The following is a 25,637-nucleotide window of genomic DNA, read 5'->3' on the forward strand; positions in this document are numbered from 1 at the left end:
TGCCTGTTTTGCCCTGCCTGCCGGGAAAAGCCGCCGGGTTAACCGTCGAGCAAGGTTAATGCGCGACAACCATAAGGGTTGGTTCGCGCGGCCTTGCCTGTCTCCCGCAGGTCACGCGCCCCGAACCGTGTTCTTGCGTAGGCGTTGCCCATGTGGGGTTCGAGAGGCTTTGGCCGCCGGATACGGTGCGGTGCGCTGGCGCTGCTGGTCGCGAGCGGCTGGAGCAGCAGCATCGGGCTACAGGACATTACCGGGCGGCTCGCGCATCAGCCCGGCGTCGCCGAGCGCGCCCGCCTCTCCATTCTCTCCGGCCCCGTCCACACGCTGAAGGCCGCCGCCTTCGCCTGGCCGACGCGCTCGGCGCTGATTTCCGGTTCCGCCATTCCCGAGCCGCCCGGCCTTGCCCTCGCGGTGGACATCGACCGCAGCCAGAAGGGCGACCGGCTGCCGGTGGAGAGCGCCGACGCCATCGAGGCGGACCCGCTGGCCGCCGCCGGCCAGCCGACCGGTCCGAGCCTGGCGGGCGCCGGCACGGGAACCGGGAGCGGCACCAGCCTCGATCTCAGCACCGGCATCGGGACGGGCACCGGGACCGGCGCCACGGTTCTCGCCGGCATCAGCACGGACCCGGCGGAAGCCGAGGATGGCCCCGAATCGCGCGACCGCGCCGCGCTCGACCGGGCGGGCGTCGATTCGCTTTCCGCCGGCGACCCGACCGGCGACCCCGCCCAGCTGGAAGCCCAGTTGGCCGGGCGCGAGGGCACGGGCGATGACGGCCCCGCCCCGCCGGACACGGCGGCGCTTGAATTCGACGAGACCCGGCCGCTCTACCGGCAGGCGGCCTTCGTGTTCGGCTATGACACGGCGCTGCTGCCGCCGCAGCCCTTCCTGCACCGCGAGGAGCGCGACGGGCCGCCTTTGCCGCCCTCCCCGCCCGGCGGCACCACGACCGCCGCCAAAAGCGCGGACGGGACCGACGGCGCCCGCCTCGCCAGCGGCCCGAGCCCGGCCGAACGGCTCGGCCTCACCGGCAAGCGGCGCGAACGCTCGGAGAAGTGCCTCGCCGAAGCGGTGTATTTCGAAAGCCGGGGCGAGCCGCGCCGGGGGCAGGTCGCGGTGGCGCAGGTGGTGATCAACCGGGTGTTCTCCGGCTATTACCCCGCCGACATCTGCCGCGCCGTCTACCAGAACGCGCATCGCCGGCTGGCCTGCCAGTTCACCTTCGCCTGCGACAACATCAAGGACGTGGTGACCGAGCCGCGCCTGTGGAAACAGGCGCAGGAGATCGCGGCGGACATGCTGGACGGGCTGGTGTGGGACGAGAAGGTCGCCCGCGCCACCCATTACCACGCGCGCTCGGTGCGGCCGAACTGGATCCGCGAGATGCGCAAGCTCGACCGGATCGGCGAGCACACCTTCTACCGCCCCCGCCGCTGGACCAGCTGACGGGCCGGCACGGCATTGGGGAGGCGGCGCGGCGCGTCACTCCAATGGCCGTCATGGCCGGGCTTGACCCGGCCATCCACGCCTTCGGCCGGTCCCCCGGCGTCGACGACGTCAGGGATCCCCGGGTCAAGCCCGGGGATGACGGCGTGAGAACGGGAAGCTGGAAGGCCGGGAGGCCGCGATCCCGGATCGGCCGTTGGCCGTCCGGGATGACCGCGTACGGGAGCGGCGGCCGGGAGGCCGGCAGGCCAGCGCCGCCGGGCCGCTCTGCAAACCAAAACGCCCGACCTTGCGGCCGGGCGTCTGGAAATTCGTAGGATGAAATCAGCTCAGTTGAGCGTACGGCTCAGTTGAGCTTGGCCTTGACCTCGCTCACCGCCTCGGCGGTGACACGCTCGGCGGTGTCGCCGACGACATTGGCGGCGAGCAGCAGCTCCGCCGCCTTTACCGCCGCCTCTGCCGCGGCGGCCCGCACATCGGCCAGCGCCTGCGCCTCGGCCTGAGCGATCTTCTGCTCGGCCATCCGGGTGCGGCGGGCGATCAGGTCCTCAAGCTTCTGCTTGGTCTCGGAAGCGAGGCGCTCGGCCTCGGCGCGCGCGGTGGTGATGATGGCGTCGGCTTCCGCCTCGGCCTCGCGCTGGCGGCGCTTATACTCGGCGACGAGCTTCTGCGCCTCTTCCTTCAGCCGGCGGGCTTCCTCCAGCTCCTGGCGGATGCGCTCGCCGCGGGCGTCGAGCTTGGCCGCCATGCCGGAAAAGGCGCCGGCCTTGATCACGATCCCCATGAAGATCACGAAGGCGACGGCGACCCAGAGTTCGGCTGTACCCATTGTCGCGCCCTCAGCTCTTGGTGGCCTGATCGACTGCCGCCTCAACCGCCTGCGGGGCGGGGGTGGAGCCGATCAGCTGGTGGACGATGGCGCCGGCCGCATCGACCGCGATGCCGTGGACATTGGCCATCGCCGCCGTCTTGGTGGCGGTGATCTGCGCCTCGGCCGTCACCAGCTTGGCGGACAGTTCGGCCTCGACCGCCTTGCGGCGCGTCTCGGCTTCCGCTGCCAGCGTGTCGCGGGTTTCGGTGGCGATGCCGTGCGCCTTGTTGCGGGCGCTGGCAAGCGCCTGCTCATAGGACGCCTGCGCGGCCTCGCTCTCCGCCTTCAGCTTGCCGGCCTCTTCGAGATCGTCGGCCACACGGTCGTGGCGTTCCTCGAGGATAGTGGCGATGCGCGGCAGCGCGACGCGGCTCATCAGCAGGTAGAGAGCGCCGAAGGCGATCGCCAGCCAGATGAGCTGCGAGGGAAAGGTCTGCGCGTCGAAGGGCGGGAAGCCCGCGCCGTGCGCCTCGCCCGGCGGGACCTGGATTTCAACGCCGCCATGGCTGGGCGTTGCGCCATGCGCCGCCGGCGTTTCCGCCTGGGCGATGACGAACGTGCCGGACGGACCCGGGTTCTCGGACATGGTTCAGGCTTCCTCGATCAAAACGGAAGGGACGCGCCATGAAGGCGCGCCCGTAACCGCAGGACGTCAGACCACGAAGAGCAGGACGAGGGCAACGACCAGCGCGAAGATGCCGAGACCTTCCGCGAGGGCCGCGCCGATGAAGGCGCGAGCGAACTGGCCATCGGCCGCCGACGGGTTGCGCAGGGCGCCCGACAGGAAGTTGCCGAAGATGTTACCGACGCCGATAGCGGCGAGGCCCATGCCGAGACAGGCGAGACCGGCACCGAGGAACTTGGCGGCGATCGGATCCATGGTCTTCTCCTATTGAATTCGCAAGATTGAGTTGAAGGCTGGATGAGTGTCCCGCGACGCGCCCGGTCAGTGACCGGGATGAAGCGCGTCGTTGAGATAGATGCAGGTCAACACCGCGAAGACGTAGGCCTGCAGGAAAGCGACTAGGAACTCGAGCGCGGTCAGCGCCACCACCATGGCGAGCGGCAGGGTCGCACCGAGGATGCCGGCGACGCCCGTGGCGCTCATCATGACGATGAAGCCGGCGAACACCTTCATGGCGATGTGGCCCGCCAGCATGTTGGCGAACAGACGCAGCGAGAGGCTGATCGGGCGCGAGAGGAAGGAGATGACCTCGATCACGACCATGAAGGGCAGCAGGAAGGCCGGCACGCCCGACGGCACGAACAGGCCGAGGAAGTGGGTGCCGTGGCGCACGAAGCCGTAGATGATGACCGTCAGGATGACGACCAGCGCCAGCCCGGCGGTGACCACGAGATGGCTGGTGACCGTGAAGGTGTACGGGATCATGCCAACGAAGTTGGCGACCAGCACGAAGATGAACAGCGAGAACACCAGCGGGAAGAATTTCATCCCCTCATTGCCGGCCGTGGACCGGACCATCGAGGCGACGAATTCGTAGGAGACTTCCGCCAGCGACTGCAGCCGGCCGGGCACCAGAGTGCGCCCGCGGGTGGCGAAGGTGAGGAAGAAGAACACCAGCGCCACGATGCCGAACATGAAGGCCGCGGAATTGGTGAAGGCGAGCTGTACGCCGCCCGGCGCCCCCAGATCCACGATCTTGATGATCTGGAACTGATGGATCGGATCGATCACGCTGCCACTGGCCATGCCGGTCGCTGCCCTCAACACGCGGCGCTCCGAAGAAGCGCCAGCCCCCGCCTAAAGACACGACCCCGAAGGACCGCACCGTTGATATGCCGCGATCCGCCCGAAGGCCGACCGCCCAATTCCTGTCACGCACCGCCCTGTGGCGGCTTCTTGCGGCCCAGCTCGCCGGAAGCGCGCATCATGTTGATGATGCCGGCGCCAAAGCCGAGCAGCAGCAAGATGATCATGCCCCACGGCGCGGTGCCGAAGAGACGGTCGACGCCCCAGCCGAGGCCGGCACCGACCAGAACTCCGGCCACGAACTCGCTCCCCAACCGGAAAGCCAGCGTCATGCCCGCGGTTGCCGACGTCCGATCCGGGACGGCGGACTGCTTCTCCTCGGCCCTGCGTTCGGCGCGCACCTTGTCGATGGCGCTGCCCAGCCCGCTCAGCCTGCCGGAGAGCTCGGCGTCGGAAAGATCCGGCTTTCCCGAGTTTGCCTGGCCGTCCGTTTTGTTTCGGTCGTCCATTTAATCTGCGCTCGGGCTTTGCCGGAGAAGGTTTTCCCAACCCCGAAACCGGGCGCACCATAGTGTTCGGCCCTAGGGGTGTCAAGGATGTGAAGTCATCTTTTAAGTGACTGTAAAACCTGTGAAAAATTGAAAGGTGGACGCTCTGTCGCAGGGGTCGCGATGCCGCGCCGCACCAAGGGAAGCTGACAGCGTGGTGTTTGGCATGCCAGCGCCGGCAACGAAATACGGCAAACGCCCCATCGCGAGGACGCGCCATGCCCGCCGCGCGGGTCTCAACTGGCCTCGCGGAAGCTCTCGGCGGTGGCCAGATCGACCGACACCAGCTTGGAAATGCCCCGTTCGGCCATGGTGACGCCGAACAGACGGTTCATCCGGCTCATGGTGATCGGGTTGTGGGTGATGGTGAGGAAGCGCGTCTCGGTGAGGCGCTGCATCTCGTCCAGCAGGTTGCAGAATCGCTCGACATTGGCGTCGTCGAGCGGCGCATCCACCTCATCCAGCACGCAAATCGGCGCCGGGTTGGTGAGGAACACGGCGAAGATCAGCGCCATCGCGGTCAGCGCCTGCTCGCCGCCGGAGAGCAGCGAGAGCGATTGCGGCTTCTTGCCCGGCGGTTTGGCGATGATGTCGAGCCCGGCTTCCAGCGGATCGTCCGAATCGGTGAGAATCAGTTGCGCCTCGCCGCCGCCGAACAGCGTGCCGAACAGCTGGCGGAAATGACCGTCGACCACGATGAAGCTGGCCTGAAGCCGCTCGCGGGCCTCGCGGTTGAGGCTGTGAATGCCCTGCCGCAGCCGCTTGATCGCCTCGGTCAGGTCGTCGCGCTCGGCGGTGAGGCCGTGCTGGCGGGTCTCGACCTCGGTGAGTTCTTCCTCGGCGCGCAGATTGACCGCGCCGAGCCGCTCGCGCTCGCGCTTCAGCCGGTCGAGATCGGCCTCCACCGCGGCGGCCTCCGGCAGCGGCGAATCGGCGGCGAAGCCGGCGATCTCGCGGGCGCTCTCGGGCGGGCCGTCCAGCATGTCCGAGACGTCGCGCACCAGATCCTCGCGGCGCTGGCGGGCGGCCTCGACCCGCGCCTCGGCGCGGGCGCTGGTCTCGCGGGCGGCGGACAGCGATTCGAGCGCGGCGCGGGCGGCGCGCTCGGTCTCGGCCAGCGCGGTCTCGGCAGCGGCGAGGCGGTCGGCCGATTCGCGCCGCGCGGCATCCGCACAGGCGGTCTCGTCGAGCAGGGCCCGACGGCGGGCGGCAAAGCGCGCGGGCGCCTCGTCCAGCTCCTCGCGCTCGATCGCCACTTCCTCGATGCGCGCCTCCAGCGCGGCGACGCGCTCGCCGGTGCCCTCGGCGCGGGCGCGCCAGGATCGGTGTTCCTCGGCAATGGCGAGCAGCCGGCGGCGGCGCTGCTCGCGCTCGCGCGACAGGCCGTCGGCGCGGGCGCGCAGTTCCGCCAGCCGGGCCCGGTCCTGCGCCACGCGGGCGCGCACCTCGGCCAGCACCGCCTCGCTCTCCAGCGCCGGGGCGAGGGCTGCGACCTGCGCGCGGGCTTCCTCCAGCGCGATCGCCGCGCTCTCGCGCTCGTCTTCGGCGCGGGCGAGATTGGCGGCCAGCGCCGAGAGGCGGGCGGCCTGCTCGGCGGCCTGCCGTTCGGTGCGGGCGAGTTCCTCGCGGGCCGTTTCCATGGCGCGCAAGGCGGCGCGGCGGGCCTCGCGGGCGGCGTTCTCGCGCGAGCCGGCCGCGCGCAGCGCCGCCTCGGCGGCTTCCAGCGCCTTGCGATGGGTGGCGACCTGCGCGCGGGCGCCGACCAGTTCGGCCTGGATGTCGGCAAGGCGGTTGCGCTCGGCGAGGCGCCGGGCGGCGGCGGTCGGCGCATCGGCGGCGGCGCTGAGACCGTCCCAGCGCCACAGATCGCCCTCGCGGGAGACCAGCCGCTGGCCGGGCTTCAGCCGCAAAGCGAGGGCCGCGCCGTCCGCGCGGGCAACCACGCCGATCTGCGCGAGGCGGCGGGCGAGCACGGCGGGGGCCTCGACATGGGCGGCGAGCGGGGACACGCCCTCGGGCAGCGGCGCATCGCCTTCCGCCGGCACCAGCGCCCAATGGACAGGCGAGGACGGATCGGCCGGGGCGTCGAGATCGTCGCCCAGCGCGGCACCCAGCGCCGCCTCGAAGCCGCGCGCGGCACGGATCGAATCCAGCACCGGCGCCCAGCGGCGCGGCGTGCCGACATCGAGCAGCTTGGCCAACGTGCGGGCCTCGGTGTCGAGCCGCTGGGCGGTGCGCTCGGCCTCGGACAGCGGGCGGCGGGTATGGTCGAGCGCGGCGCGGGCCTCGGCATGGGCGGCCTCGACCTCCTGCGCCACGCTCTCGGCCTCGGCGAAAGCGTCCTGCGCGGCCTCGGCGGCGGCGCGGCACGCCTCCAGCCGGCCGGCCCCGGCAAGGCCTTCCGCCTGGCGATGCTGCTCGGTGAACTGGGCGACCTCGCGCTCCAGCCGGGCCAGCCGCTCGCCCGATTCGCGCAGCGCCCGCTCCAGCGCGCCGCGCCGGGCGGCCTGCTCGGCATGGGCGGCGGTCGCGTCGGCGAAGGCGCGCTCGGATTCGGTGAGTGCCACCGCGGCGTCATCGCGCTCGGCCAGCGCCTGCGCATCCTCGTCGCCCGATTCCTCCAGAGCGGCTTCCAGTTCCTCGGCCTCGGTGGCGAGGCGGGCGAGCACGCCCTGCGCGTCAGTGGCGAGCGCGCGTTCGCGCTCCATATCGCCGGCCAGCTGGGCGAGGCGGCGGTCCAGCTCCTCGCGGCGCTGGCCGGCGCGAGCTTCCTCGCGCTCCAGCTCGCCGCGCGCCAGGGTGAGGCGCTGGAGCGTGGCGGCGGCCACCGCGTCGGCCTCGCGCAAGGGGGGAAGCTCATGGGCGGCGATGGCGGCGGCACGGACCGCCTCGCCCTGCTGCAGCGTGCCATCGGCAACCGCGCGCACCGCGAGATCATGGGCGCGGGCGGCTTCCTCCAGCGCCCCGGCGGCCTCGCACCAGCGCAGCCAGAGCAGCGCGGCTTCCGCCTTGCGGATGTCGCCGGAGACGACGCGGTAGCGCGCCGCCTGCCGCGACTGGCGGCGCAGCGCGTCGAGCTGGCCGGTGATCTGGCCGATCACGTCGTCGAGCCGGGTCAGGTTGGTCTCGGCCGCGCGCAGCCGCATCTCCGCCTCATGGCGGCGGGCATGAAGCCCGGCGACGCCGGCCGCTTCCTCCAGCAGGCGCCGGCGAGCGGACGGCTTGGCGCCGACGATCTCGCCGATCTGCCCCTGCCGCACCATGGAGGGCGAGCGCGAGCCGGAGGACGCGTCGGCGAACAGGATCTGCACGTCGCGGGCGCGCACCTCGCGGCCATTGATGCGGTAGGCCGAGCCGGATTCGCGCTCGATGCGGCGGGAGATTTCCAGCCCGTCGGCATCGTTGAAGATGGCGGGAGCGGACCGGTCGGCATTGTCGACGGTGAGCACGACCTCGGCGGTGTTGCGCGCCGGCCGGGTGGTGGAGCCGCCGAAGATGACGTCGTCCATCCCTTCCGCGCGCATCGCCTTGTAGGAGCTTTCGCCCATCACCCAGCGCAGCGCCTCGACCAGGTTCGACTTGCCGCAGCCATTCGGGCCCACCACGCCGGTCAGGCCGGGCTCGATGAGCATTTCCGTCGGCTCGACGAAGGTCTTGAAGCCGGTAACGCGCAGCCGGGTGAATTTCATGGCCCTAGCGTGCCGCGCGGGACCCACAAGTTCAAGTGTTTCGCGGGGCGCGATCCACGACATGTTGGGATTTTGCCGCCCGATTCGTCATCCCCGGGCTCGGCCCGGGGATCCACGCCTTCGACCGCACGCGCCAAGACGTGGATGGCCGGGCCAAGCCCGGCCATGACGGTCGAACGGACGGCCGCCCATCAGGTCAGCTTGCTTGACCAAAGTTGAGTTGCGGGACGCCACGCCCTGCCGCCATTCTGACCATAAGCGGCACAGCCTGCCGCGCATGACCCTAGGGGAGGCAGAAAATGCGCGTTCCCAGCCTCGATATGTTCGATCTGCGCATTCTCCGGGAATTGCAGGAGGATGGGCGTCTGACCAATCAGGACCTGTCCGACCGCATCGGCCTCTCGCCCTCGCCCTGCCTACGGCGCACAAGGCGGCTGGAGGAGGAAGGGCTGATCGCCGGCTATGAGGCGCGGCTCGATGCCTCAAGACTCGGGCTCGGCGTGATGGCCTTCATCCATGTCCATCTGGAGCGGCAGGTCGAGGAGGCCGCGCGCGACTTCGAAGCCTCGGTGATCGCCCTGCCGCAGGTGGTCGCCTGCTACAGCGTGACCGGCGACAGCGACTACATGCTGCATGTGGTGTGCGAGGATCTGGAAGGCTTCGCCCGTTTCGCCCACGACATATTGATGGGCCTGCCCGGCGTGCGCGGCGTGCGCTCCTCGCTGGCGCTGAAGCGGGTGAAGGAACGCTCGCGCCTGCCGCTCGATCATCTGCGCCCTCTTCCCGCCACGCCGGAGAACCCTGCCGACAAAACAGGCAGCGAAAGCGCGAGCGCAAAAAAGCGCCTCTGACGGCAGAATCTGCCGCGCGCGCCCGGCTCCAGCCCTCCACAACGCAAGGACATGCCGCGCTAGGTCAACTACACTGACCTATATCGGCTGATGTCCCGTCGCGGGGTCGGCACGCACTCGGGAGACGCGTCATGGCATTCGTGGCAGACACGCTTACTCCGCTGGTATCGCGCACCGCCCGCCCGGTGCAGGTTCCCCTCTCCGCCGGCCTTGCGGCGCTGGCGCTGGCCGGTGCGGCCTTGCTGTGGTCCGGCAATTTCCTCGCCGGGCGGCTCGCCGCCGATCTGCTGCCGCCCGCCACCTTCTCGGCCGCACGATGGCTGCTGGCCTTCGCCCTGCTCGCCCCCTTCACCTTCCGCGAGATCGCCGCGCACCGGGATGAGATCATCCATCGCTGGTGGCTCTGGGCGGCGGCGGGGGTGCTCAACATCGCCATCTTCACCGTGCTGATCTATGCCGGCCTCGCCCATACCAGCCTGGTCAACGGCTCGATCATCGGCTCGGCCGCGCCGATCGTGGTCGGGCTGCTCGGCTGGCTGATCCTGTCCGAGCGCACCAGCGCCCGCGCGCGGCTGGCGCTGGCCGTCTCCACCGCCGGTGTCGCCTTCATCGTGCTGCGCGGCGACCTCGGCACGCTGGCCCGGCTCGATTTCCACGGCGGCGACCTCGTGCTGTTTCTCGGCATCAGCGCCTTCGCGCTCTATGCGGTGCTGCTGAAACGCTTTCCCTGCCGGCTCTCGGCCGCTGCCGCCCTCACGGTGAGCATTCCCTTCGGCCTCGTGGCGCTGGCGCCGCTGGCGCTATGGGAACTGGCCACCACGCCGCTCGCCTTCGACGCGCGGGAAGCCGGGACGGCGGGGCTGCTGGTGCTTTATGTGGCGAGCCTGCCGACGCTCGGCTTTGTGCTGTGGGCGAAGGGGGTGGCGGTGCTCGGCCCGACGCGGGCCGGCCAGTTCCTCCAGCTCATGCCGGTATTCGGCGCAGGGCTGGCGGTGAGCGTGCTCGGCGAGACGCTGCACCTCTATCACGCGCTGGGTTTTGCCCTCGTGCTCGGCGGGCTGGGGCTTTCCGGGCTGAGGTTTGGCGGGCGCGCGCCGCGCAACCGGCCCGTCCCCACCCTCGACTGATTTTCTTTTGCCGGCTGCCCAAAAAAAGCCGCTGCACGGGCCTCTTAGGAGTAGAATACTTCTAAATTGGTCAGCCCCTGCACGGTCACAGCCATGAGTAACGCCCCCAACGCCACGCCCGCCCTCGACATCGGTGCGGTCCAGCATATCCGCAAGCTGGTGCTGTTCGGGCTGGGCGGCCTCGCGGTCGGCGTGCTGCTGTTCAGCCATTCGCTCTGGGCCGACACGACCGAGCACGGGCTGCATGAGACGATCGAGATCGTCGGCCTCGGGCTGATGCTGCTTGCCATTGTCGGGCGCACCTGGTGCTCGCTCTATATTGGCGGGCGCAAGAAGAACGAGGTGGTGGCGCTCGGCCCCTACTCGATCTGCCGCAACCCGCTCTATGTCTTCTCCTTCATCGGCGCGGCCGGCGCCGGGGCGCAGTTCGGCAGCATCACGGCGGCGCTGGCCGCCACGCTTCTCACCGTGCTGGTCTTCACCATCGTGGTGCGTAAGGAGGAGCGTTTCCTCACTCAGAAATTCGGCGAGGCCTATCTCGCCTATAAGGCGCGGGTGCCGCGTTTCATCCCGAATTTCCGGCTGTGGGAGAATGTCGACGCGCTGGAAATCCGCACCCAGCTGGTCATGCGCACCTTCCTCGACGCCTGCGTGTTCCTGGCCGCCATTCCGCTGGCGGAAGGGATCGAGATGGCGCAGGGTCAGGGCCTGCTGCCGGTGCTCTGGCTGGTGCCCTGACGGGCGGCGCGCGGCCCGCTCACGCCCCCCGCCGCGCGAACACACGCTGGCCGAGCCGGTCGATCCCCAGCGCCACCATGGCGAAGGCGCAGCCGACGCCCATGTCGATCAGGCGCTCCATGATGTCGTGGGCCGCCCCCGCGACGCCGCCGGCCACAAATTCCAGCAGCAGCATGATGAAGACGGTGAGCGCGGCGGTGCCGAGCGCATTGTTGTATTGCTGCGCCGGCCAGCGCAGCAGCGCCGCCAGCATCATCCCCGCCAGCGCCGCCTGGTGCGCGGGAAACAGCCAGCCAAAGGCCAGCGCGACCGCGACGCCGAGCGCCGTGCCGAGCAGCATCTGCCCCATCAGCGTGCGGCTCGCCAGCGAATCGGCGCGCAGCACCAGGACGACGCCGATCAGCGCCCAGTAGGGCCGGTGCAGGCCCAGCGCGAGACTGGTGAGAAACGCCGCCGGAATCGCCACCGCCACCGCGCCGGCGAAGATCCAGCGTTCCCGCTCGGTGGCGCGCAGCCGTGCCAGCAGGTCCCGCAGCTGCGGCGCGGTCGAGGGCCGCCAAACGCCCACGGCGACATCCCAGCCGAGCGAGACGCCCCAGGCATAGAGAACGAAGAGGCCGACCGCCGCGACATCGACCGGCTGGAGCGGGGCGTAGAGCGCGCCGATGGCCACTGTCAGGCAGGCGAAGCGCGCCGCCATTGCCGCGCTCTGATGCAGGCTCTCCACCAGCGCGTAGAGCACGCCGATCCCGGCGAAGGCGAGCACGGTGAGCGCCATATGGCCGGCCACCAGCGTGCCGAGCGCGGTGCCGAGCAGAACCACGATACCCGCCGCCGCCATCGCCGCGAGGCGCTGCCCGGCCCGCCCGCCCGTGTCCAGCGTGAAGGCGAGGATGCAGGTGACCATGGCGTAGATCAGCCAGAAATCGATCCCGACCAGCAGCGCCAGCCCGATCGGCGCCATCAGGGTAAGGGCAAAGCGCACCGAGCGGGCGATCAACCCGTCGCCATGCCAGCGGCCGGGCGGGAGCGATGGCGGCGGCGGGGCGGCCGGGCGGAGGGCGGCAGTCTCGGCCACGCGGGCGGCTCCTGAACAGCGTGGTTGACGCTTTGATCGTGACTTGGCGACAAAGTAGGGGTGACGCTTTACCCCGTCTTTACCCTGAGCAGCGGAGATTGTGGAAATCAGTTCTGTTGCGTCATCGAGCGTCGGGTAGCCGTCCATGAAGGTGGTTCGTACTGGGGAGGCCCGAAAGGCCCCCCGCGTCAGTCTCGTCCCCTCCCCGTCGCGGGGAGGCTATCCCGCCGGCACATTGCCGCTCGACACCATCCTGCGCGGCGACTGCATCGCCGAGCTGGCCAAGCTGCCGGCCCGCTCGGTCGACATGGTGTTCGCCGACCCGCCCTATAATCTCCAGCTCGGCGGCGAGCTGAAGCGCCCGGATGAGAGCCGCGTCGACGCGGTGGATGACGACTGGGACAAGTTCGAGAGCTTCGAGGCCTATGACGCCTTCACCCGCGCCTGGCTGCTGGCGGTGCGCCGGGTATTGAAGCCGACCGGCACGCTCTGGGTGATCGGCTCCTATCACAACATTTTCCGCGTCGGCACGATGCTGCAGGATCTCGATTTCTGGATCCTCAACGACATCATCTGGCGCAAGACCAACCCGATGCCGAATTTCCGCGGCCGGCGCTTCACCAACGCGCATGAGACGCTGATCTGGGCCTCGCGCGATCCGGCCGGCAAGGGCTACACCTTCAATTACGAGGCGCTCAAGGCGGCCAATGAGGATGTGCAGATGCGCTCCGACTGGCTGTTCCCGATCTGCTCGGGCCATGAGCGGCTGAAGGACGAGGCCGGCCACAAGGTCCACCCGACGCAGAAGCCCGAGGCGCTGCTGGCGCGGGTGATTCTCTCCGCCTCCAAGCCCGGCGATGTGATCCTCGACCCGTTCCTCGGTTCCGGCACCACGGCGGCGGTCGCCAAGCGGCTCGGCCGGCACTTCATCGGCATCGAGCGCGACGCCACCTATGCCGATGCCGCGCAGGCGCGCATCGACGCGGTGGAACCGCTGCCGGAGGCGGCGCTGGCCCTCGCCCCTTCCGCCCGCGAGGCGCCGCGCATCGCCTTCAACGCGCTGATCGAGCGCGGCATGCTGGAGCCCGGCACGCTGCTGACCGATGCCAAGCACCGGGTCCGGGCGCTGGTGCGGGCCGATGGCATGCTGTCGCTGGAAACCGCGCCCGGCCTCGGCCAGGTCGGCTCGATCCACCGCGCCGGCGCCATCGCGCAGGGGCTGGAAGCCTGCAATGGCTGGACCTACTGGCACATCCAGACCCGCGAGGGCCTGCGCCCGATCGATTCGCTGCGCGCCGCCGTGCGCTCGGAAATGGCGATGGCGGCGGAATGAGCGGCATGATCACCCTCTATGACGTGCCGGACTCCGGCAACAGCTACAAGGTCCGGCTCGCCGCCGCGCATCTGGGCGTGACGCTGAACCGCGTCACCATGTCCGCGCGCGACGGCTCCGCCGGCCGGCCGGACTTCCTCGCCAAGAACCCGATCGGCAAGCTGCCGACCGTGGAACTGGAGGATGGCCGCTTCCTGGCCGAATCGAACGCGATCATGCTCTATCTGGCCGAGGGCAGCCCCCTCGTGCCGGCGGACCGCTATGAGCGCGCCAAGATGTATGAATGGATGTTCTTCGAGCAGTACAGCCACGAGCCGGCGCTGGCGGTGCGACGGGCGCTGTTCATCTATGAGGAGCGGGCGCATCTGGCGACGCCGGAGCGGCTGGCGCAGCTTCTGGACGCCGGCAACCGCGCGCTGGGCGTGATGGAAACCCGGCTCGCCGGCGCCGACTGGCTGGCGGGCAACGCCTTCAGCGTCGCCGACATCGCGCTCTATGCCTACACCCACACGGCGGAAGAGGGTGGCTATGACCTCGCCGGCTTCCCCGGCGTGCAGGCCTGGCTCGCCCGTGTCGTGGCCCTGCCCGACCATATCGGGCTGATGGACTGACCCAACAAAAAGGCCGCCCGGTGGGGCGGCCTCGTCGTTTTCGTGGGGCGGCTCAGAGATTGCCGGCCTTCTTGACCGCATCCTTGATCTCGCCCTTGGCCTGCTGGCCCTCGCCCTTGAGCTCCTGGACCGCGCCTTCGACGCGCAGGCGATCATTGCCCGTGGCCTTGCCGACGCCCTGCTTCACATTGCCGATGGCCTCATTGGCCATGCCCTTCGCCTTGTCAGCGGTGCTACCCATGATGTGTCTCCTGTTTTTCCGCGTTCGTGCGGCTCGCAGGGACAACGTTCGAGGTCGCTGAGGGTTCGCCGATCACGCCGATTTAATCGATCCGGGCGAGCACCTTGCGCATCACGCTGGGAAACGCCTCGGCGTCAAAGCCGGCCGGGGCGACCCAGCGATGGCCCGCCGGAGCGGGCGTGCCGGCGGGCAGATCCGCCCGCCAGATTGTGAGTTCCAGCGCGAAATGGCTGAACACATGGGTGACCGGCGCATTGAGCGCGCGCCACGGCGCCTTCAGCGGGGAATACCGGGCGGGATCGCCCGCGCTTTCCGTCTCCCACGGGGTGGAGGGAACCTCGCTCATGCCGCCGAGCAACCCCGTGGGCGGGCGCGAGCGCACCAGAACCGCGCCATCCGCCCGCACGGCGAGGAAGGCAATGCCGTGCCGGGTGGGCCGTGCCGCCTTGGCGGCTTTCAGCGGATAACGTTCCGGCTCGCCGGCGGCGCGGGCGGCGCAGGGCGCCTGCCAGGGGCAGAGCGCACAGGCGGGCTTGCGCGGGGTGCAGAGGGTGGCGCCGAGATCCATCATCGCCTGCGCAAAATCGCCGAAGCGGGCGGACGGCAGCAGCGCCAGCCCGCGCGCGCGCAGCCCCGCCTTGGCCTTCGGCAGCGGTTCCTCGACGGCGAACAGGCGGGCGATGACGCGCTCCCAATTGCCGTCCACCGGGGCGGCGCGCTGCTCGAAGGCGATCGAGGCGATGGCGGCGGCGGTATAGGGGCCAATGCCGGGCAGCGCGAGCAGGCTCGCTTCATCCGGCGGGAAATGGCCGTCATGACGCTCCACCACGGCGCGGGCGCAGGCATGCAGGTTGCGGGCGCGGGCATAATAGCCGAGCCCCGCCCAGGCGGAGAGCACCTCCTCCAGCGGCGCGGCGGCAAGGTCGCTCACGCGCGGCCAGCGGGCGAGGAAGCCCTCATAATAGGGCCGCACCGTCACCACCGTGGTCTGCTGGAGCATGATCTCGGAAAGGAACACGCGGTACGGGTCCTGCCGCTCGCCGGGCGGCGCGCGCCAGGGCAGATGCCGCCGATGGCGGTCATACCACTCCAGAAGGCGCGCGGGATCGGGCGCCGGCAGGCCGGGGATGGCGGGATTTCGGAGGGTGGCTTTATCGGAGCGGGCAGGCATGCGATCTTCTGTCTCGGTGCGCCAAGGTGGGCCGGCCCGGCGCGGTCGGCAAGCCCGCCGCGATACGCTCCTGTGAATTGATGCCGGAACCCGCCTTCATGCCCCCCCGTCGCGGCCCCAAGCCCCTTGCCGACCTGATCGACGCCACCATCGCCGAGAGCTGCCGCCAGCGCGGCCTCGCCTCGGTGGAGATCGTCACGCGCTGGGCAGATATTGTGGGCGAGGCGCTGGCGGCGCGCGCGGTGCCGATCAAACTCGCCTGGCCGAGCCGGCAGGACAGCCCGGAGCCGGGCGTGCTGCATGTGCGGGTGGAGGGCGGCTACGCGATCGAACTCCAGCACGACGCGCCGGTCGTCATCGAGCGGGTCAACCGCTATTTCGGCTGGCGCTGCATCGGCCGGCTGGCCCTGCGCCAGGGGCCGGTGCCGGTTCTGCGCCCGCCGCGCCGGCGCTTCATCGAGCCGGGCGAGGCCGAATGCGCGGCCATCGCCAGCCGGCTCGGCCCTTTCGACGACCCCGGCCTTGCCGCCGCGCTGGCCCGGCTCGGCGCGCTGGTGGAACGCGAGCGCGGCCCGGCGGGAGCGGACGCCACGACGACGCGCGCCGGCGTGGCCGGCACGGCCCAACCCGCCGCTCCGCGGCAAATCTTCACGCAGCGGTGACAGGGGCCATGCCTGCCGTACCGTTGCCATGTTCGCGCGCTGCCTGTAGGCGCTAGACGTCAACGCCGGCCGCGCGGCCGGCTTTCCCTTCGGAGACCATCCATGATCGACCGTCGCCGCCTTCTCGAAGGGCTGGGAGCCGCCGCCCTCACCACCGCCGCGCTGGTCGCGCTGGCGAGCCCGGAGAGCCTCGGCGCGGAGCGTTTCTCCTTCATCGGCCGGGCCGAAGCCCAGACGGTGGACATGACGCAGCTCATGGCGCCCGGCGCGCTGCCGGACAATGTGCTGGGCAAGGCGGACGCGCCGGTCACCATCGTCGAATATGCCTCGCTGACCTGCGGCCACTGCGCGCATTTCCACGAGACCACTTTTCCGGTGCTCAAGGAAAAGTACATCGACACCGGCAAGGTGAAGTTCATCCTGCGCGAATTCCCGCTCGACATCGTCGCCAAGGCCGCCTTCATGCTGGCGCGCTGCGCCGGGGACGGCAAATATTACCCGATGACGGACACGCTGTTCGAGACGCAGAAGAACTGGGCCTTCACCAATAATCCGGCGCAGGCCCTGCTCGCCATTGCCAAGCAGAGCGGCATGACCGAGCAGCAGTTCAACACCTGCCTCAACGACCAGAAGCTGGCCGGCGACATCGACGCGACCGCCCAGCGCGGGGCGAAGGATTTCGGCATCGATTCGACGCCGACCTTCTTCATCAACGGCAAGAAGGTTTCCGGCGCGCTGAGCCCCGAGGAACTCGACAAGGAACTGGCGCCGCTGCTCGCGCAGTGAGGCATGGGGGCTGCGACGCCCCCGCCTTCCGACGCGGCGTGAAGCCCGGCCTTAGCGCCGGGCTTTTTGCATCGCCCTCGCCCTCACTCTGGCAAAGTGAGCCGCCCTTCTGGATCTACCGGGAAGAACGGGTTGTAGGCGACCTCCCAGGCATGGCCGTCGAGATCGGCGACATAGCCGGAATAGCCGCCCCAGAAGGTCGGCTGCGCGGGGCGAAGGCCGCGCCCGCCGGCCGCCACCGCGCGGATCAGCGTGGTGTCGACCTCGGCCCGGCTGGGCCGGTTGCACGCCAGCGCGATGCCGCCGAACACGCCGGTCCGACCATCGACCACGCCGGCATCAGCGGCGAGATCGTGGCGCGGGTAGAGTGACAGCACAACCGCGCCGGCCTGGAAGAAGGCCGCGCCCTTGGCCGCCTTGTCGCGCCGCACCAGGCCAAGTGCTTCATAGAAGGCAACCGCACGCGGCAGGTCCGCCACGCCCAGCGTGATCAGCGAGACATGGAGCGGCGCCATGCGCGGCGTTGCCGGCACCGCTGCGCCAGCTGCGTTGATTGAGCTTTCCATCATGCGCCTTCCCCGAACAGCGACAATTGCTCGCCCCTCTGCGGGGGGCGGCGGAAATGGCGCGTGGTCAGCCGCAGATGGCGCCGGTTGAGGCCAAGGCGCTCGCTCGCGATCTCGAAGCGGCGGGCCAGCGTCCAGGCATAGGGGCCGCTGCCGGTCATGCGCTGGCCGAAAGCGGAATCATATTCCTTGCCGCCATGAAGTTCCTTCAGCAGCGACAGGACGTGGCGGTAGCGATCCGGGAAATGGGCGAGCAGCCATTCCTTGAACAGGTCGCGGATCTCCAGCGGCACGCGCAGCATGACATAGCCGGCCTCCGACGCGCCGGCCGCCACGGCGGCATCGAGAATACGCTCCAGCTCCGCATCCGTCACCGCCGGCACGACCGGGGCGACCAGGACGGCGGTGGGCACGCCCGCCTCGCTCAGGCGGCGGATCGTCTCAAGACGGCGCTGCGGCGTGGCGGCGCGCGGCTCCATGGTGCGGGCGAGCTTGTGGTCGAGCGTGGTGACGGAGAGCGCGACCTTGACGAGACCGCGCGCGGCCATTGGCGCGAGAATGTCGAGATCGCGCAGCACCAGCGCCGATTTGGTGACGATGCCGACCGGATGGCCGAAATCGCTGAGCACTTCGAGGATGCGGCGGGTCAGCCGCCATTCCTTCTCGATCGGCTGGTAGCCATCGGTGTTGATGCCGAGCGCGATGGTGCGCGGCTCGTAGCCGGGCTTGGCCAGTTCCTTGGCCAGAAGCTCCGGCGCATCCGGCTTGGCGAACAGCTTGGTTTCGAAATCGAGCCCGGCGGACAGGCCCTGATAGGCGTGGGTCGGGCGGGCGAAGCAGTAGACGCAGCCATGCTCGCAGCCGCGATAGGGGTTGATCGAGCGGTCGAAGCCGACATCGGGGGAATCGTTGCGGGTGATGATGGTGCGCGCCTTCTCCACCGTCACGCTGGTGCGGAAGGGCGGCAGCTCGTCGAGGCTCTGCCAGCCATCGTCGAAGGCCTCGCGCGCCGTCGGCTCGAAGCGGCCGGCGGCATTGGAGAGCGCGCCGCGCCCACGCCGGCGCTCGCCCTCGATAAAGCGCGCCTGCGGCGGCGGCTCCGGTACGATGTCGATCTCCGACAGGCCGGTGAGGTCGCGGGCGGCGGCGCGGGCCGCCTCCTCCTCGGCGGCGCGGCGCTCCTCCGGCAACCGGCCGAGATGCCGGCCGGCGCGCGGAGCCTTTTTCGGTCCCGCCGGCCTGTCCGCCAACTTGTCCGCCGGTTTACCCGCCGGCTTGCCCATCGCCTTGTCCGCCCGCGGCGGGCGGTCGGGCTGGGGGGCGCGAACAGGCTGTGATCCGTGAACAGGATGGGGCGACGCAGGCGGGGCGGGCGCCGGCCATTCCGGGAGGGGGGCTGTGGGATGGCGTTGCATGGGCCCATTTCTAGGCGCCTTATGAGAACATATCAAGAACATATGTCGAAAAACCAAGGGGGACGCTATACGCCCCGGGCATGGTGCTATAGGCAGAACGACGTTCTCCTAAAGTCCTTTTGCACCAATCCATAACCTTCAGATCGAGGTGGCTGGACGCGTGATTTCAGTGGTCATTCCCACGGGGGCGAGCCCCAATTTGCTGATCCCCACACTCGCCGCGCTGGTACCCGGCGCCGCCGCCGGGCTGGTGCGCGAGGTGCTGCTGGTGGACGGGAGCGAATCGTCGGATGTCGCGGAGATCGCCGATGCCGCCGGCTGCGACTATCTGCAGGGCCCGGCCGAGATCGGTGCCCGGCTGCGCCTCGGCGCGGCGGCAGCGCGCATGTCCTGGGTGTTGTTCCTGGAGCCCGTCGGGCTGTTGCAGGAAGGCTGGACGCGGGAGGTGCGCGGCTTCATCGACCAGATGGAGCGCATGGGCGCAAACGACCGGCAGGCGGCCACCTTCCGTCTCGCGCTGGATGGCTTCGGCGTCACCCCGCGTCTGCGGGAAGCTGCCGCCGTGGCGCGCCATGCGCTCACCGGGCGCGCGCGGCCCGAACAGGGGCTGCTGATCCACCGCCGCTTCTATGACGCGCTCGGCGGCCATGAGGCCGGCGCTCAGGCCCCTCGCCGGCTCACCGCCCGCATCGGACGGGGCGGGCTGGTGCTGCTGCGCTCGCAGATCCTGCTGCCCGCCGCCTGACCCTCAGACCGGCGCCGGCGCCTTCAGCTTGCCGCGCTTGAGATGCTCGTCGAGCCGGGGAAGGATTTCCACAAAATTGCAGGGCTTGTGCCGGACGTCGAGCTGATGGGCGAGGATGCCGTCCCAGCCATCGCGGCAGGCGCCGGGCGAGCCGGGCAGGCAGAAGATGTAGGTGGAATTGGCGACGCCCGCCGTGGCCCTGCTTTGTAGCGTCGAGGTGCCGATCTTCTGGAAGGAGATCATGTGGAACACGGTCGAGAAGCCTTCCATGCGCTTCTCGAACAGAGGCTCCACCGCCTCCGGCGTCACATCGCGGCCGGTGAAGCCGGTGCCGCCGGTGGTGATGACCACATCGACCGCCGGGTCGGCGATCCAGCCCGCCGCCTGCGCGCGAATGGTGTCGACATCATCGGGTACGATGGCGCGGGCGGCAAGGCGGTGGCCCGCGCCCTCCAGCCGCTCCACCAGCGTGTTGCCAGAACGGTCATCGGCCGGTGTGCGGGTGTCGGAGATGGTCAGCACCGCGATGGCGAGCGGCACGAAGGGCTTTTCGGCGGGCGTGTTGGCGTCGGCGCTCATGATGTTCCTCAGATGCGGCCCTGGAAGGCGTTGCACTGCTTCATCGAACCGGTGTCGAGCCCCTTGCGGAACCAGCTCACGCGCTGGGCCGAGGTGCCGTGGGTAAAGCTGTCCGGCACCGTATAGCCCTGCGCCTGCTTCTGCAGCCGGTCGTCGCCGATCGCGGACGCCGCGTTCATCGCCTCCTCGATATCGCCTTCCTCGAGAATGCGCCACTTCGCGTCGGCGTGATGCGCCCAGACCCCGGCGAGGCAGTCGGCCATCAGCTCGACGCGCACGGAAAGCGCGTTGGCCTCGGCGCGCGAGGACTGACGCTGGCGCTCCTGCACCTGCGCGAGAATGCCGATCTGGTTCTCGACGTGATGGCCGACCTCATGGGCGATGACATAGGCGGCGGCGAAGTCGCCCGGCGCGCGGAAACGGCGCTTCATCTCGTCGAAGAAGGTGAGGTCGAGATACACTTTCTGGTCGGTCGGGCAGTAGAACGGGCCCATCGCCGACTGCGCCGCGCCGCAGCCCGAGCGCGTGCCACCGGTGAACAGGACGAGGCCGGGCGGGCGGTAGGTCGCGCCTTGCGCCTTGAAGATCGGCGTCCAGACATCCTCGGTCTGGGCGAGCACGACGCTGGCGAACTGGCCCATCTCGTCCTTCGGCGGGGTGCCGCGGGCGGTCTGGGAAGGCGCCGGCTGGCTGGTGCTGCTGTCGCCGCCACCCATCAATATTTCCGCGCCGCCGATCAGCACCGCCGGGTTGATGCCGGTGGCCCAGGCGATGAGGCCGACAATGATCAGCCCGCCTATGCCGAGGCCGCCACGGCCGCCGGGCAGGCCGCCGCCGCCAGAACCACCGCTGCCGCGCCGGTCCTCCACATTGCTGCTGCGCCGGAAATCCCCCCACCTCATGCCCGTTCTCCGTCCCGTATCCTGCCGCCGCGGTGCGATGGTGATGCACCCGCACCGTGGCGGCAATGCGTGGGGAGCCCGGCGGTTCCGTCAGGAAACGCAGGAAACGTCAGGCGGCGCTGGTGGGAACGGTGGCGAGCCAATCGCGCGCCAGCGTCAGGTCGGCCTGCGACAGGCCGTGACCGACAGAGAGCGTGCGATGATCGAGCCGCGCCCCGGCATTGCGGAGCTGACCGGCAAGCCGCGCCGCGTTCTCCTCCGGCACGATCGGGTCCATGCCGCCCGAGAGCAGCAGCACCGGCGTGCCAGCGAGGTCCGCCTTGGGCGGTTCGGCCAGAGGTACCATGGCCCGCAGCAGAACCGCGCCGGCAAGCACGCCCGGCCGGGTGAGCAGCAGGGCGGCGGCGATGTTCGCGCCATTGGAGAAGCCGACCGCCACCGGCGCGGCGAGACCATAGGCTTCGCGGGCCTCGCGGACGAAATCCGCAAGTTCGGCGGCACGCAGGCGAACATCCGCCTCATCGAACACCCCTTCGCGCAGGCGGCGGAAGAAGCGCGGCATGCCGCCTTCCATCACCTTGCCGCGCGGCGAGAGCAGCGGCGCGTCCGGCGCGATCATGCGGCCGAGCTGGATCAGGTCGTTCTCGTCGCCGCCGGTGCCGTGCAGCAGCAAGAGCGGCGCGGCAGCCGGATCGCGGCCCGGCTCGAAGCGATGGAGGAAGGAGAGTTCGGCATTGGCGGATGCGCGGGACAGCGGAGCGTTGACGCTCATGACGGCCTCCTGGCGGGAAAAATATCCCGCCCGCCGGAAGTGGCGGGCGGGTAGAGATTGGGTTCAGGCGATTTCGGGCAGCACGGCCTCGATCTGGGCGCGGCGGCTCTCCAGGAAATCGGGGAGCTTCAGCGCCTGCCCGAGCTGGGCGGCCGGCTCGTCCGCGGCGAAGCCGGGAACGTCGGTCGCGATCTCGAACAGCACATGGCCGGGCTCGCGGAAATAGACGGACCGGAAGTAGTTGCGATCCTTCTGCTCCGTGGTGCGGATGCCGTGGTTCTCCTGCAGCTTCTTCACCATGGCGAACTCGGCCGCATCGTCCGCCGCGCGGAACGCGATGTGATGCACCGAGCCGCCGCCCATGCGGGCGGGGAGGAAGCCGCCGGCCTCATGAATATCGACGATGCCGCCGATCTCCGTGCCCTCGGCCTTGAAACGCACCAGCGACCCCTCGCGGCCGATCTCGGTGAAACCGAAGATGTCGGTGAGGATGGCGCCGGTCGGCGCGGCCTCGGCCAGCAGCAGGTTCACCGAATGGAAGCCGCGAATGGCGTGCTCGGCCGGCACATCCGTGCCGATCCAGGCCGGGCTGTTCTCGATGCCGGCGACACCGACCAGCGCGAGGCGCATGCCGTGCGGGTCCTTGAAGGACAGCACGGTCTCGCCGAAACGCTTCACCGGGGCGCTATGGGCGACGCCCTTCTCGACGAAACGCTGCGTCCAGTAACCGATCGAGCCCTCCGGCACGCGGAACGCGGTCTCCTGCGTCTCGCCGACGCCGAGCCGGCCCGGCGCCACATGATCCCACGGGAAGAAGGTGAGGATGGTGCCGGGCGCGCCGACCTCATCGCCATAATAGAAGTGATAGGTGCCGGGATCGTCGAAATTGACGGTCTTCTTCACCAGGCGCAGGCCGAGCGTGCGGGTATAGAATTCGACATTGCGACGCGCATTGCCGGCGATTGCCGTAACATGATGGATGCCATTGCGGTTCATGATCGTGCCCTCATCCGAGCGCCAACCGCGCTCTGTTGGGAACATAGATAACCCGGCATTGGCGCAATGCCATCCACTATCAATTGCATTGACGCAATGACGTTATGGCTGCTATGGTGCGATCACCTGCTCGATCGAACATATCCTTTTAATTGCAATGCCTTGCAGGATGGGTGGAGAGCCGTATGGCGGAGCCGTTCAAGAATCTGGCCTGGGACGACTTCCGGCTGATCAAGGCCGTGGCCGATGCCAAGGGCCTTCCGGCGGCGGCGGCGGCCATCGGCGTCAACCATTCCACGGTGTTCCGCCGGCTGAAGCAGGTCGAGGAGCAACTCGGCGCGCTGCTGTTCGAGCGTCACCGCACCGGCTACGCTCTCACCCCCGCCGGCGAGGAACTGGTGGCGCTGGCCAACCGGCTCGACGAGGAGATCACCTCGGTCGGGCGCAAGCTCGCCGGCCGCGAGCCGGCGCCCTCCGGCGAACTCCGGGTCACCACGCCCGATTCGCTGCTGATCCATCTGCTGATGCCGATGCTCGCCACCTTTCGCGAACGCTATCCCGAGGTGCGGCTCGACATCGTGCTGAGCAACCAGCCGCTCAATCTCTCCAAGCGCGACGCGGATGTCGCGGTACGCGCCACCGACCATCCGCCGGAAAACCTCGTCGGCCGCCGTGTCGCCCGCATCGCCTGGGCGCTGTATGGCCGGGCCATCGACTTCCCCGATCCGGCGGCAGCGACGCCGGAGGAACTAGAGGCCCGCAACTGGGTGTCGCTGGGCGACACGCTCGGCACGCTGAAAGCGGTCAAATTCGTGCAGGAGAACGTCACCCCGGACAGGGTCGCCTACAAGATCAACAGCGTGCTCGGTCTTGCCGAGGCGGTGGAGGCGGGCATCGGCATCGGCCATCTGCCCTGCGTGATCGGCGATGCCCGCCCCTCGCTGGTGCGGCTTGCTCCGCCCAATGAGGACTATGCCGCCGATCTCTGGCTGCTCACGCACCCCGATCTGCGCCATTCCCCGCGCGTGCGGGCCTTCCTCGATTTTCTGGCGGTGGAGATTGCCCGCCACCGCCGCTTCATCGAGGGCGAGGCCGGCCATCAGGCGGAGCCGCCGGAAGCGCCGCCTACGGCTTGACGCGGGCCAGCAGCGTGTTGCGCATCCGCGTCAGTTCGCCGGTCAGCTCGGCGATGGCGGCGGCATCGCGGTCGAGGCACAGACTGATCTCGGCCGGCACGCCCTCGGCCTCGCAGCGCAGCGCCCGGCCCTTCTCGGTGAGGAAAATGCGCACCTGCCGCTCATCCGCCGCGTCGCGCACCCGGCGCACGAGGCCGGCGCTTTCCAGCCGCTTGAGCAGCGGCGTCAGCGTGTTGGTCTCCAGCAGCACCCGCTCGCCGATCTGCCCGACGGTGGGCCCATCCTCGGCCCACAGCGTCACCATGGCGATGAACTGCGGATAGGTGAGGCCCAGACGGTCGAGGATCGGCTTGTAGACCCGGTTGAACGCATGGTTCGCCGAATAGACCGCAAAGCAGAGGAACTGATCGAGCTTCAATGGTTCGTCTTTGGACATCGGCGATCGGAAACCTGCTTCCCCGGAGGGCGGGACGTTCGATCAGCGTGCCCCGCGCGCGATGCAACGACAAGCGGGATTTTGCGTAACCGCCGCTCCCCGCCACTGCCCGCGTGATTTGATGAAGATCGCTGCGTCATCTATAGCAGGGTGAACTCATGTCTCCGGGGGAATGCGAATGTCGGGAGGAGCCGCCACGACGAAGCCGAGCGGCATGGCCGAACCGGCACCCGGCGGCGACATCAGCGCCACGGGCCGACGCTCCGCGCGCCTGCGGCTGCGGGCGGCCTGGATGTACTATGTCGAGGGCATGACGCAGAGCGCCATCGCCGAGGCGCTGGACATCGGCCGTGTCACCGTGGTGCGCCTGCTGGCCGATGCCCGCCAGCTCAACGAGGTGAAAATCTCGCTCAGCCGCGAAATCGCCGAGCTGCCCCGGCTGGAAATGGGCCTGCAAAAGGCCTTCGGCCTGCGCGAGGCGATTGTCGCGCCGCTCTCCGGGCCGCTGGCCGACCCGACCAGCGCCATCGGCGCCGCCACCGGGCAGTTCATCTCCGATCTGATCCGGCCGGACATGAAGATCGGCTTCGGCTGGGGCCGCACGCTGATGCGCGCGCTCGGTTTCATCGACGAGAAGGCGGTCGCCAATGTCTCGGTGATCTCGCTGCTTGGCGGCATCACCAAGGCGCGCCAGTACAACCCGTCGGAATTCGCCTGGCAGCTCTCGCGCATCTTCCAGGCCGACTGCCACCTGATCGCCGCCCCCGCCATCGTCGACAGCGTGGAGACCAAGAAGGCGCTGATCGAGCGTTGCGGTCTCGGCACCGTCTACGCCCTCGCCCGCGAGATGGACGCGGTGGTGCTCAGCGTCGGCGAGATGGAGGCGGAAAGCACCTCGCTGCGCTTCGGCTTCTTCTCGCAGGCCGACTGGGCCTCGCTGATCGCCGCCGGCGCGGTGGGCGACGTCGTTTACAATTTCATCGATGTCGAGGGCCGGCCGGTCGACCACCCGGTCAATAGCCGCGTCATGTCGATCCCGATCGAGACGCTGCAGGCGACACCCGAACGCATCCTCACCTCCGGCGGGCCGGGCAAGACGGCGGCGGTGCTCGGCGCGCTGCGCATGCTGCGCCCGACCGTCTTCATCACCGACGAGGTGACGGCCGCCGCCGTGCTGAACGCGGTCGGCGCGGATTACTGACGGCAACTCACCTCGGCCCACTTTGC

General features: G+C 69.5%; 27 protein-coding genes. 11 read left to right on the forward strand and 16 right to left on the reverse strand.

Annotation, left to right across the window (positions count from 1 at the left end):
* Nucleotides 1-150: 150 nt before the first annotated feature.
* Entirely contained in the window at nt 151-1,446 is a 1,296-nt protein-coding gene (locus KIP89_RS06715) for a cell wall hydrolase (protein ID WP_213754644.1), read from the forward strand.
* 346 nt (nt 1,447-1,792) lie between these two features.
* Here KIP89_RS06715 and KIP89_RS06720 read toward each other — a convergent pair whose 3' ends face one another.
* From KIP89_RS06720 to KIP89_RS06745, 6 genes are all read right to left on the reverse strand, one after another.
* Nucleotides 1,793-2,275: a F0F1 ATP synthase subunit B family protein gene (locus KIP89_RS06720; RefSeq protein WP_213754645.1), complete on the reverse strand. Its 483-nt coding sequence runs from the start codon at nt 2,273-2,275 to the stop codon at nt 1,793-1,795.
* Nucleotides 2,276-2,285: 10 nt separating this feature from the next.
* Nucleotides 2,286-2,903: a F0F1 ATP synthase subunit B gene (locus KIP89_RS06725; protein WP_213754646.1), complete on the reverse strand. Its 618-nt coding sequence runs from the start codon at nt 2,901-2,903 to the stop codon at nt 2,286-2,288.
* A gap of 66 nt (nt 2,904-2,969) precedes the next feature.
* The gene (locus KIP89_RS06730) at nt 2,970-3,197 is read right to left on the reverse strand and encodes a F0F1 ATP synthase subunit C (RefSeq protein WP_013169186.1); all 228 of its coding nucleotides are present in this window, start codon (nt 3,195-3,197) and stop codon (nt 2,970-2,972) included.
* Nucleotides 3,198-3,263: 66 nt separating this feature from the next.
* Nucleotides 3,264-4,013 carry a F0F1 ATP synthase subunit A gene (locus tag KIP89_RS06735; protein WP_213755407.1) on the reverse strand — a complete coding sequence of 250 codons (750 nt, stop codon included), beginning with the start codon at nt 4,011-4,013 and terminating at the stop codon, nt 3,264-3,266.
* 140 nt (nt 4,014-4,153) lie between these two features.
* Nucleotides 4,154-4,537 carry an AtpZ/AtpI family protein gene (locus tag KIP89_RS06740; protein ID WP_213754647.1) on the reverse strand — a complete coding sequence of 128 codons (384 nt, stop codon included), beginning with the start codon at nt 4,535-4,537 and terminating at the stop codon, nt 4,154-4,156.
* Between the two features lie 275 nt (nt 4,538-4,812).
* Nucleotides 4,813-8,265 carry a chromosome segregation SMC family protein gene (locus KIP89_RS06745; RefSeq protein ID WP_213754648.1) on the reverse strand — a complete coding sequence of 1,151 codons (3,453 nt, stop codon included), beginning with the start codon at nt 8,263-8,265 and terminating at the stop codon, nt 4,813-4,815.
* 299 nt (nt 8,266-8,564) lie between these two features.
* Here KIP89_RS06745 and KIP89_RS06750 point away from each other — a divergent pair, with 299 nt between their 5' ends.
* From KIP89_RS06750 to KIP89_RS06760, 3 genes are all read left to right on the forward strand, one after another.
* Entirely contained in the window at nt 8,565-9,116 is a 552-nt protein-coding gene (locus KIP89_RS06750) for an Lrp/AsnC family transcriptional regulator (RefSeq protein ID WP_213754649.1), read from the forward strand.
* 131 nt (nt 9,117-9,247) lie between these two features.
* Complete coding sequence (locus tag KIP89_RS06755; protein ID WP_213754650.1) at nt 9,248-10,243, forward strand: DMT family transporter; 996 nt, start codon at nt 9,248-9,250, stop codon at nt 10,241-10,243.
* Nucleotides 10,244-10,336: 93 nt separating this feature from the next.
* The gene (locus tag KIP89_RS06760; RefSeq protein WP_213754651.1) at nt 10,337-10,981 is read left to right on the forward strand and encodes a methyltransferase family protein; all 645 of its coding nucleotides are present in this window, start codon (nt 10,337-10,339) and stop codon (nt 10,979-10,981) included.
* 19 nt (nt 10,982-11,000) lie between these two features.
* On the opposite strand, the gene KIP89_RS06765 is transcribed toward KIP89_RS06760, so the two are convergent.
* The gene (locus KIP89_RS06765) at nt 11,001-12,059 is read right to left on the reverse strand and encodes an FUSC family protein (protein WP_369807063.1); all 1,059 of its coding nucleotides are present in this window, start codon (nt 12,057-12,059) and stop codon (nt 11,001-11,003) included.
* A 145-nt stretch (nt 12,060-12,204) separates the two neighbouring features.
* Between KIP89_RS06765 and KIP89_RS06770 the strand changes: the two genes are divergently transcribed.
* Both KIP89_RS06770 and KIP89_RS06775 read left to right on the forward strand, forming a co-directional pair.
* A complete protein-coding gene (locus tag KIP89_RS06770) occupies nt 12,205-13,392 on the forward strand; it encodes a site-specific DNA-methyltransferase (protein WP_213754652.1) in 1,188 nt (395 codons plus the stop codon).
* Nucleotides 13,393-13,397: 5 nt separating this feature from the next.
* Nucleotides 13,398-14,003, forward strand: coding sequence for a glutathione S-transferase family protein (locus KIP89_RS06775; protein ID WP_213754653.1), 606 nt, complete (start codon nt 13,398-13,400; stop codon nt 14,001-14,003).
* 52 nt (nt 14,004-14,055) lie between these two features.
* On the opposite strand, the gene KIP89_RS06780 is transcribed toward KIP89_RS06775, so the two are convergent.
* Nucleotides 14,056-14,244 (reverse strand): CsbD family protein, encoded by a 189-nt coding sequence (locus KIP89_RS06780; RefSeq protein ID WP_213754654.1) that lies wholly within the window; start codon nt 14,242-14,244, stop codon nt 14,056-14,058.
* A gap of 82 nt (nt 14,245-14,326) precedes the next feature.
* Nucleotides 14,327-15,415, reverse strand: a complete 1,089-nt coding sequence (gene mutY, locus KIP89_RS06785) for an A/G-specific adenine glycosylase (protein WP_213754655.1) — start codon at nt 15,413-15,415, stop codon at nt 14,327-14,329.
* 98 nt (nt 15,416-15,513) lie between these two features.
* On the opposite strand from mutY, the gene KIP89_RS06790 reads away from it, so the two are divergent.
* Nucleotides 15,514-16,077, forward strand: coding sequence for a DUF721 domain-containing protein (locus KIP89_RS06790; protein WP_213754656.1), 564 nt, complete (start codon nt 15,514-15,516; stop codon nt 16,075-16,077).
* 102 nt (nt 16,078-16,179) lie between these two features.
* Nucleotides 16,180-16,863 carry a DsbA family protein gene (locus tag KIP89_RS06795; protein WP_213754657.1) on the forward strand — a complete coding sequence of 228 codons (684 nt, stop codon included), beginning with the start codon at nt 16,180-16,182 and terminating at the stop codon, nt 16,861-16,863.
* A gap of 83 nt (nt 16,864-16,946) precedes the next feature.
* Here KIP89_RS06795 and KIP89_RS06800 read toward each other — a convergent pair whose 3' ends face one another.
* Together KIP89_RS06800 and KIP89_RS06805 are read right to left on the reverse strand one after the other, a co-directional pair.
* Nucleotides 16,947-17,432, reverse strand: coding sequence for a VOC family protein (locus KIP89_RS06800; RefSeq protein ID WP_369807064.1), 486 nt, complete (start codon nt 17,430-17,432; stop codon nt 16,947-16,949).
* Nucleotides 17,429-18,679: a PA0069 family radical SAM protein gene (locus tag KIP89_RS06805; RefSeq protein ID WP_369807065.1), complete on the reverse strand. Its 1,251-nt coding sequence runs from the start codon at nt 18,677-18,679 to the stop codon at nt 17,429-17,431. Before KIP89_RS06805 ends, KIP89_RS06800 begins: the two co-directional genes overlap by 4 nt.
* A 325-nt stretch (nt 18,680-19,004) precedes the next feature.
* On the opposite strand from KIP89_RS06805, the gene KIP89_RS06810 reads away from it, so the two are divergent.
* Nucleotides 19,005-19,589, forward strand: coding sequence for a glycosyltransferase family protein (locus tag KIP89_RS06810; protein ID WP_213754658.1), 585 nt, complete (start codon nt 19,005-19,007; stop codon nt 19,587-19,589).
* A 3-nt stretch (nt 19,590-19,592) separates the two neighbouring features.
* Here the strand turns inward: KIP89_RS06810 and moaB are convergent, their stop codons facing one another.
* The 4 genes from moaB to KIP89_RS06830 all read right to left on the reverse strand — a co-directional run bounded on the left by moaB (nt 19,593) and on the right by KIP89_RS06830 (nt 22,838).
* Nucleotides 19,593-20,168 carry a molybdenum cofactor biosynthesis protein B gene (gene moaB / locus KIP89_RS06815; RefSeq protein ID WP_213754659.1) on the reverse strand — a complete coding sequence of 192 codons (576 nt, stop codon included), beginning with the start codon at nt 20,166-20,168 and terminating at the stop codon, nt 19,593-19,595.
* Nucleotides 20,169-20,176: 8 nt separating this feature from the next.
* Nucleotides 20,177-21,070: a KPN_02809 family neutral zinc metallopeptidase gene (ypfJ, locus tag KIP89_RS06820; protein WP_213754660.1), complete on the reverse strand. Its 894-nt coding sequence runs from the start codon at nt 21,068-21,070 to the stop codon at nt 20,177-20,179.
* A gap of 109 nt (nt 21,071-21,179) precedes the next feature.
* Entirely contained in the window at nt 21,180-21,842 is a 663-nt protein-coding gene (locus KIP89_RS06825) for an alpha/beta hydrolase (RefSeq protein ID WP_213754661.1), read from the reverse strand.
* A gap of 63 nt (nt 21,843-21,905) precedes the next feature.
* Nucleotides 21,906-22,838, reverse strand: a complete 933-nt coding sequence (locus KIP89_RS06830; RefSeq protein ID WP_213754662.1) for a ring-cleaving dioxygenase — start codon at nt 22,836-22,838, stop codon at nt 21,906-21,908.
* Between the two features lie 185 nt (nt 22,839-23,023).
* Between KIP89_RS06830 and KIP89_RS06835 the strand changes: the two genes are divergently transcribed.
* Entirely contained in the window at nt 23,024-23,974 is a 951-nt protein-coding gene (locus tag KIP89_RS06835; RefSeq protein WP_213754663.1) for a LysR family transcriptional regulator, read from the forward strand.
* Here the strand turns inward: KIP89_RS06835 and KIP89_RS06840 are convergent.
* Nucleotides 23,964-24,410 (reverse strand): MarR family winged helix-turn-helix transcriptional regulator, encoded by a 447-nt coding sequence (locus tag KIP89_RS06840; RefSeq protein ID WP_213754664.1) that lies wholly within the window; start codon nt 24,408-24,410, stop codon nt 23,964-23,966. The two genes, KIP89_RS06835 and KIP89_RS06840, sit on opposite strands and share 11 nt — an antisense overlap.
* Nucleotides 24,411-24,588: 178 nt before the next feature.
* Between KIP89_RS06840 and KIP89_RS06845 the strand changes: the two genes are divergently transcribed.
* The gene (locus tag KIP89_RS06845) at nt 24,589-25,611 is read left to right on the forward strand and encodes a sugar-binding transcriptional regulator (RefSeq protein ID WP_213754665.1); all 1,023 of its coding nucleotides are present in this window, start codon (nt 24,589-24,591) and stop codon (nt 25,609-25,611) included.
* The last annotated feature ends 26 nt before the right edge of the window (nt 25,612-25,637 follow it).

It is taken from the genome of Ancylobacter radicis (genome assembly GCF_018449475.1).
GTDB classification, from domain to species: Bacteria; Pseudomonadota; Alphaproteobacteria; order Rhizobiales; family Xanthobacteraceae; genus Ancylobacter; species Ancylobacter radicis.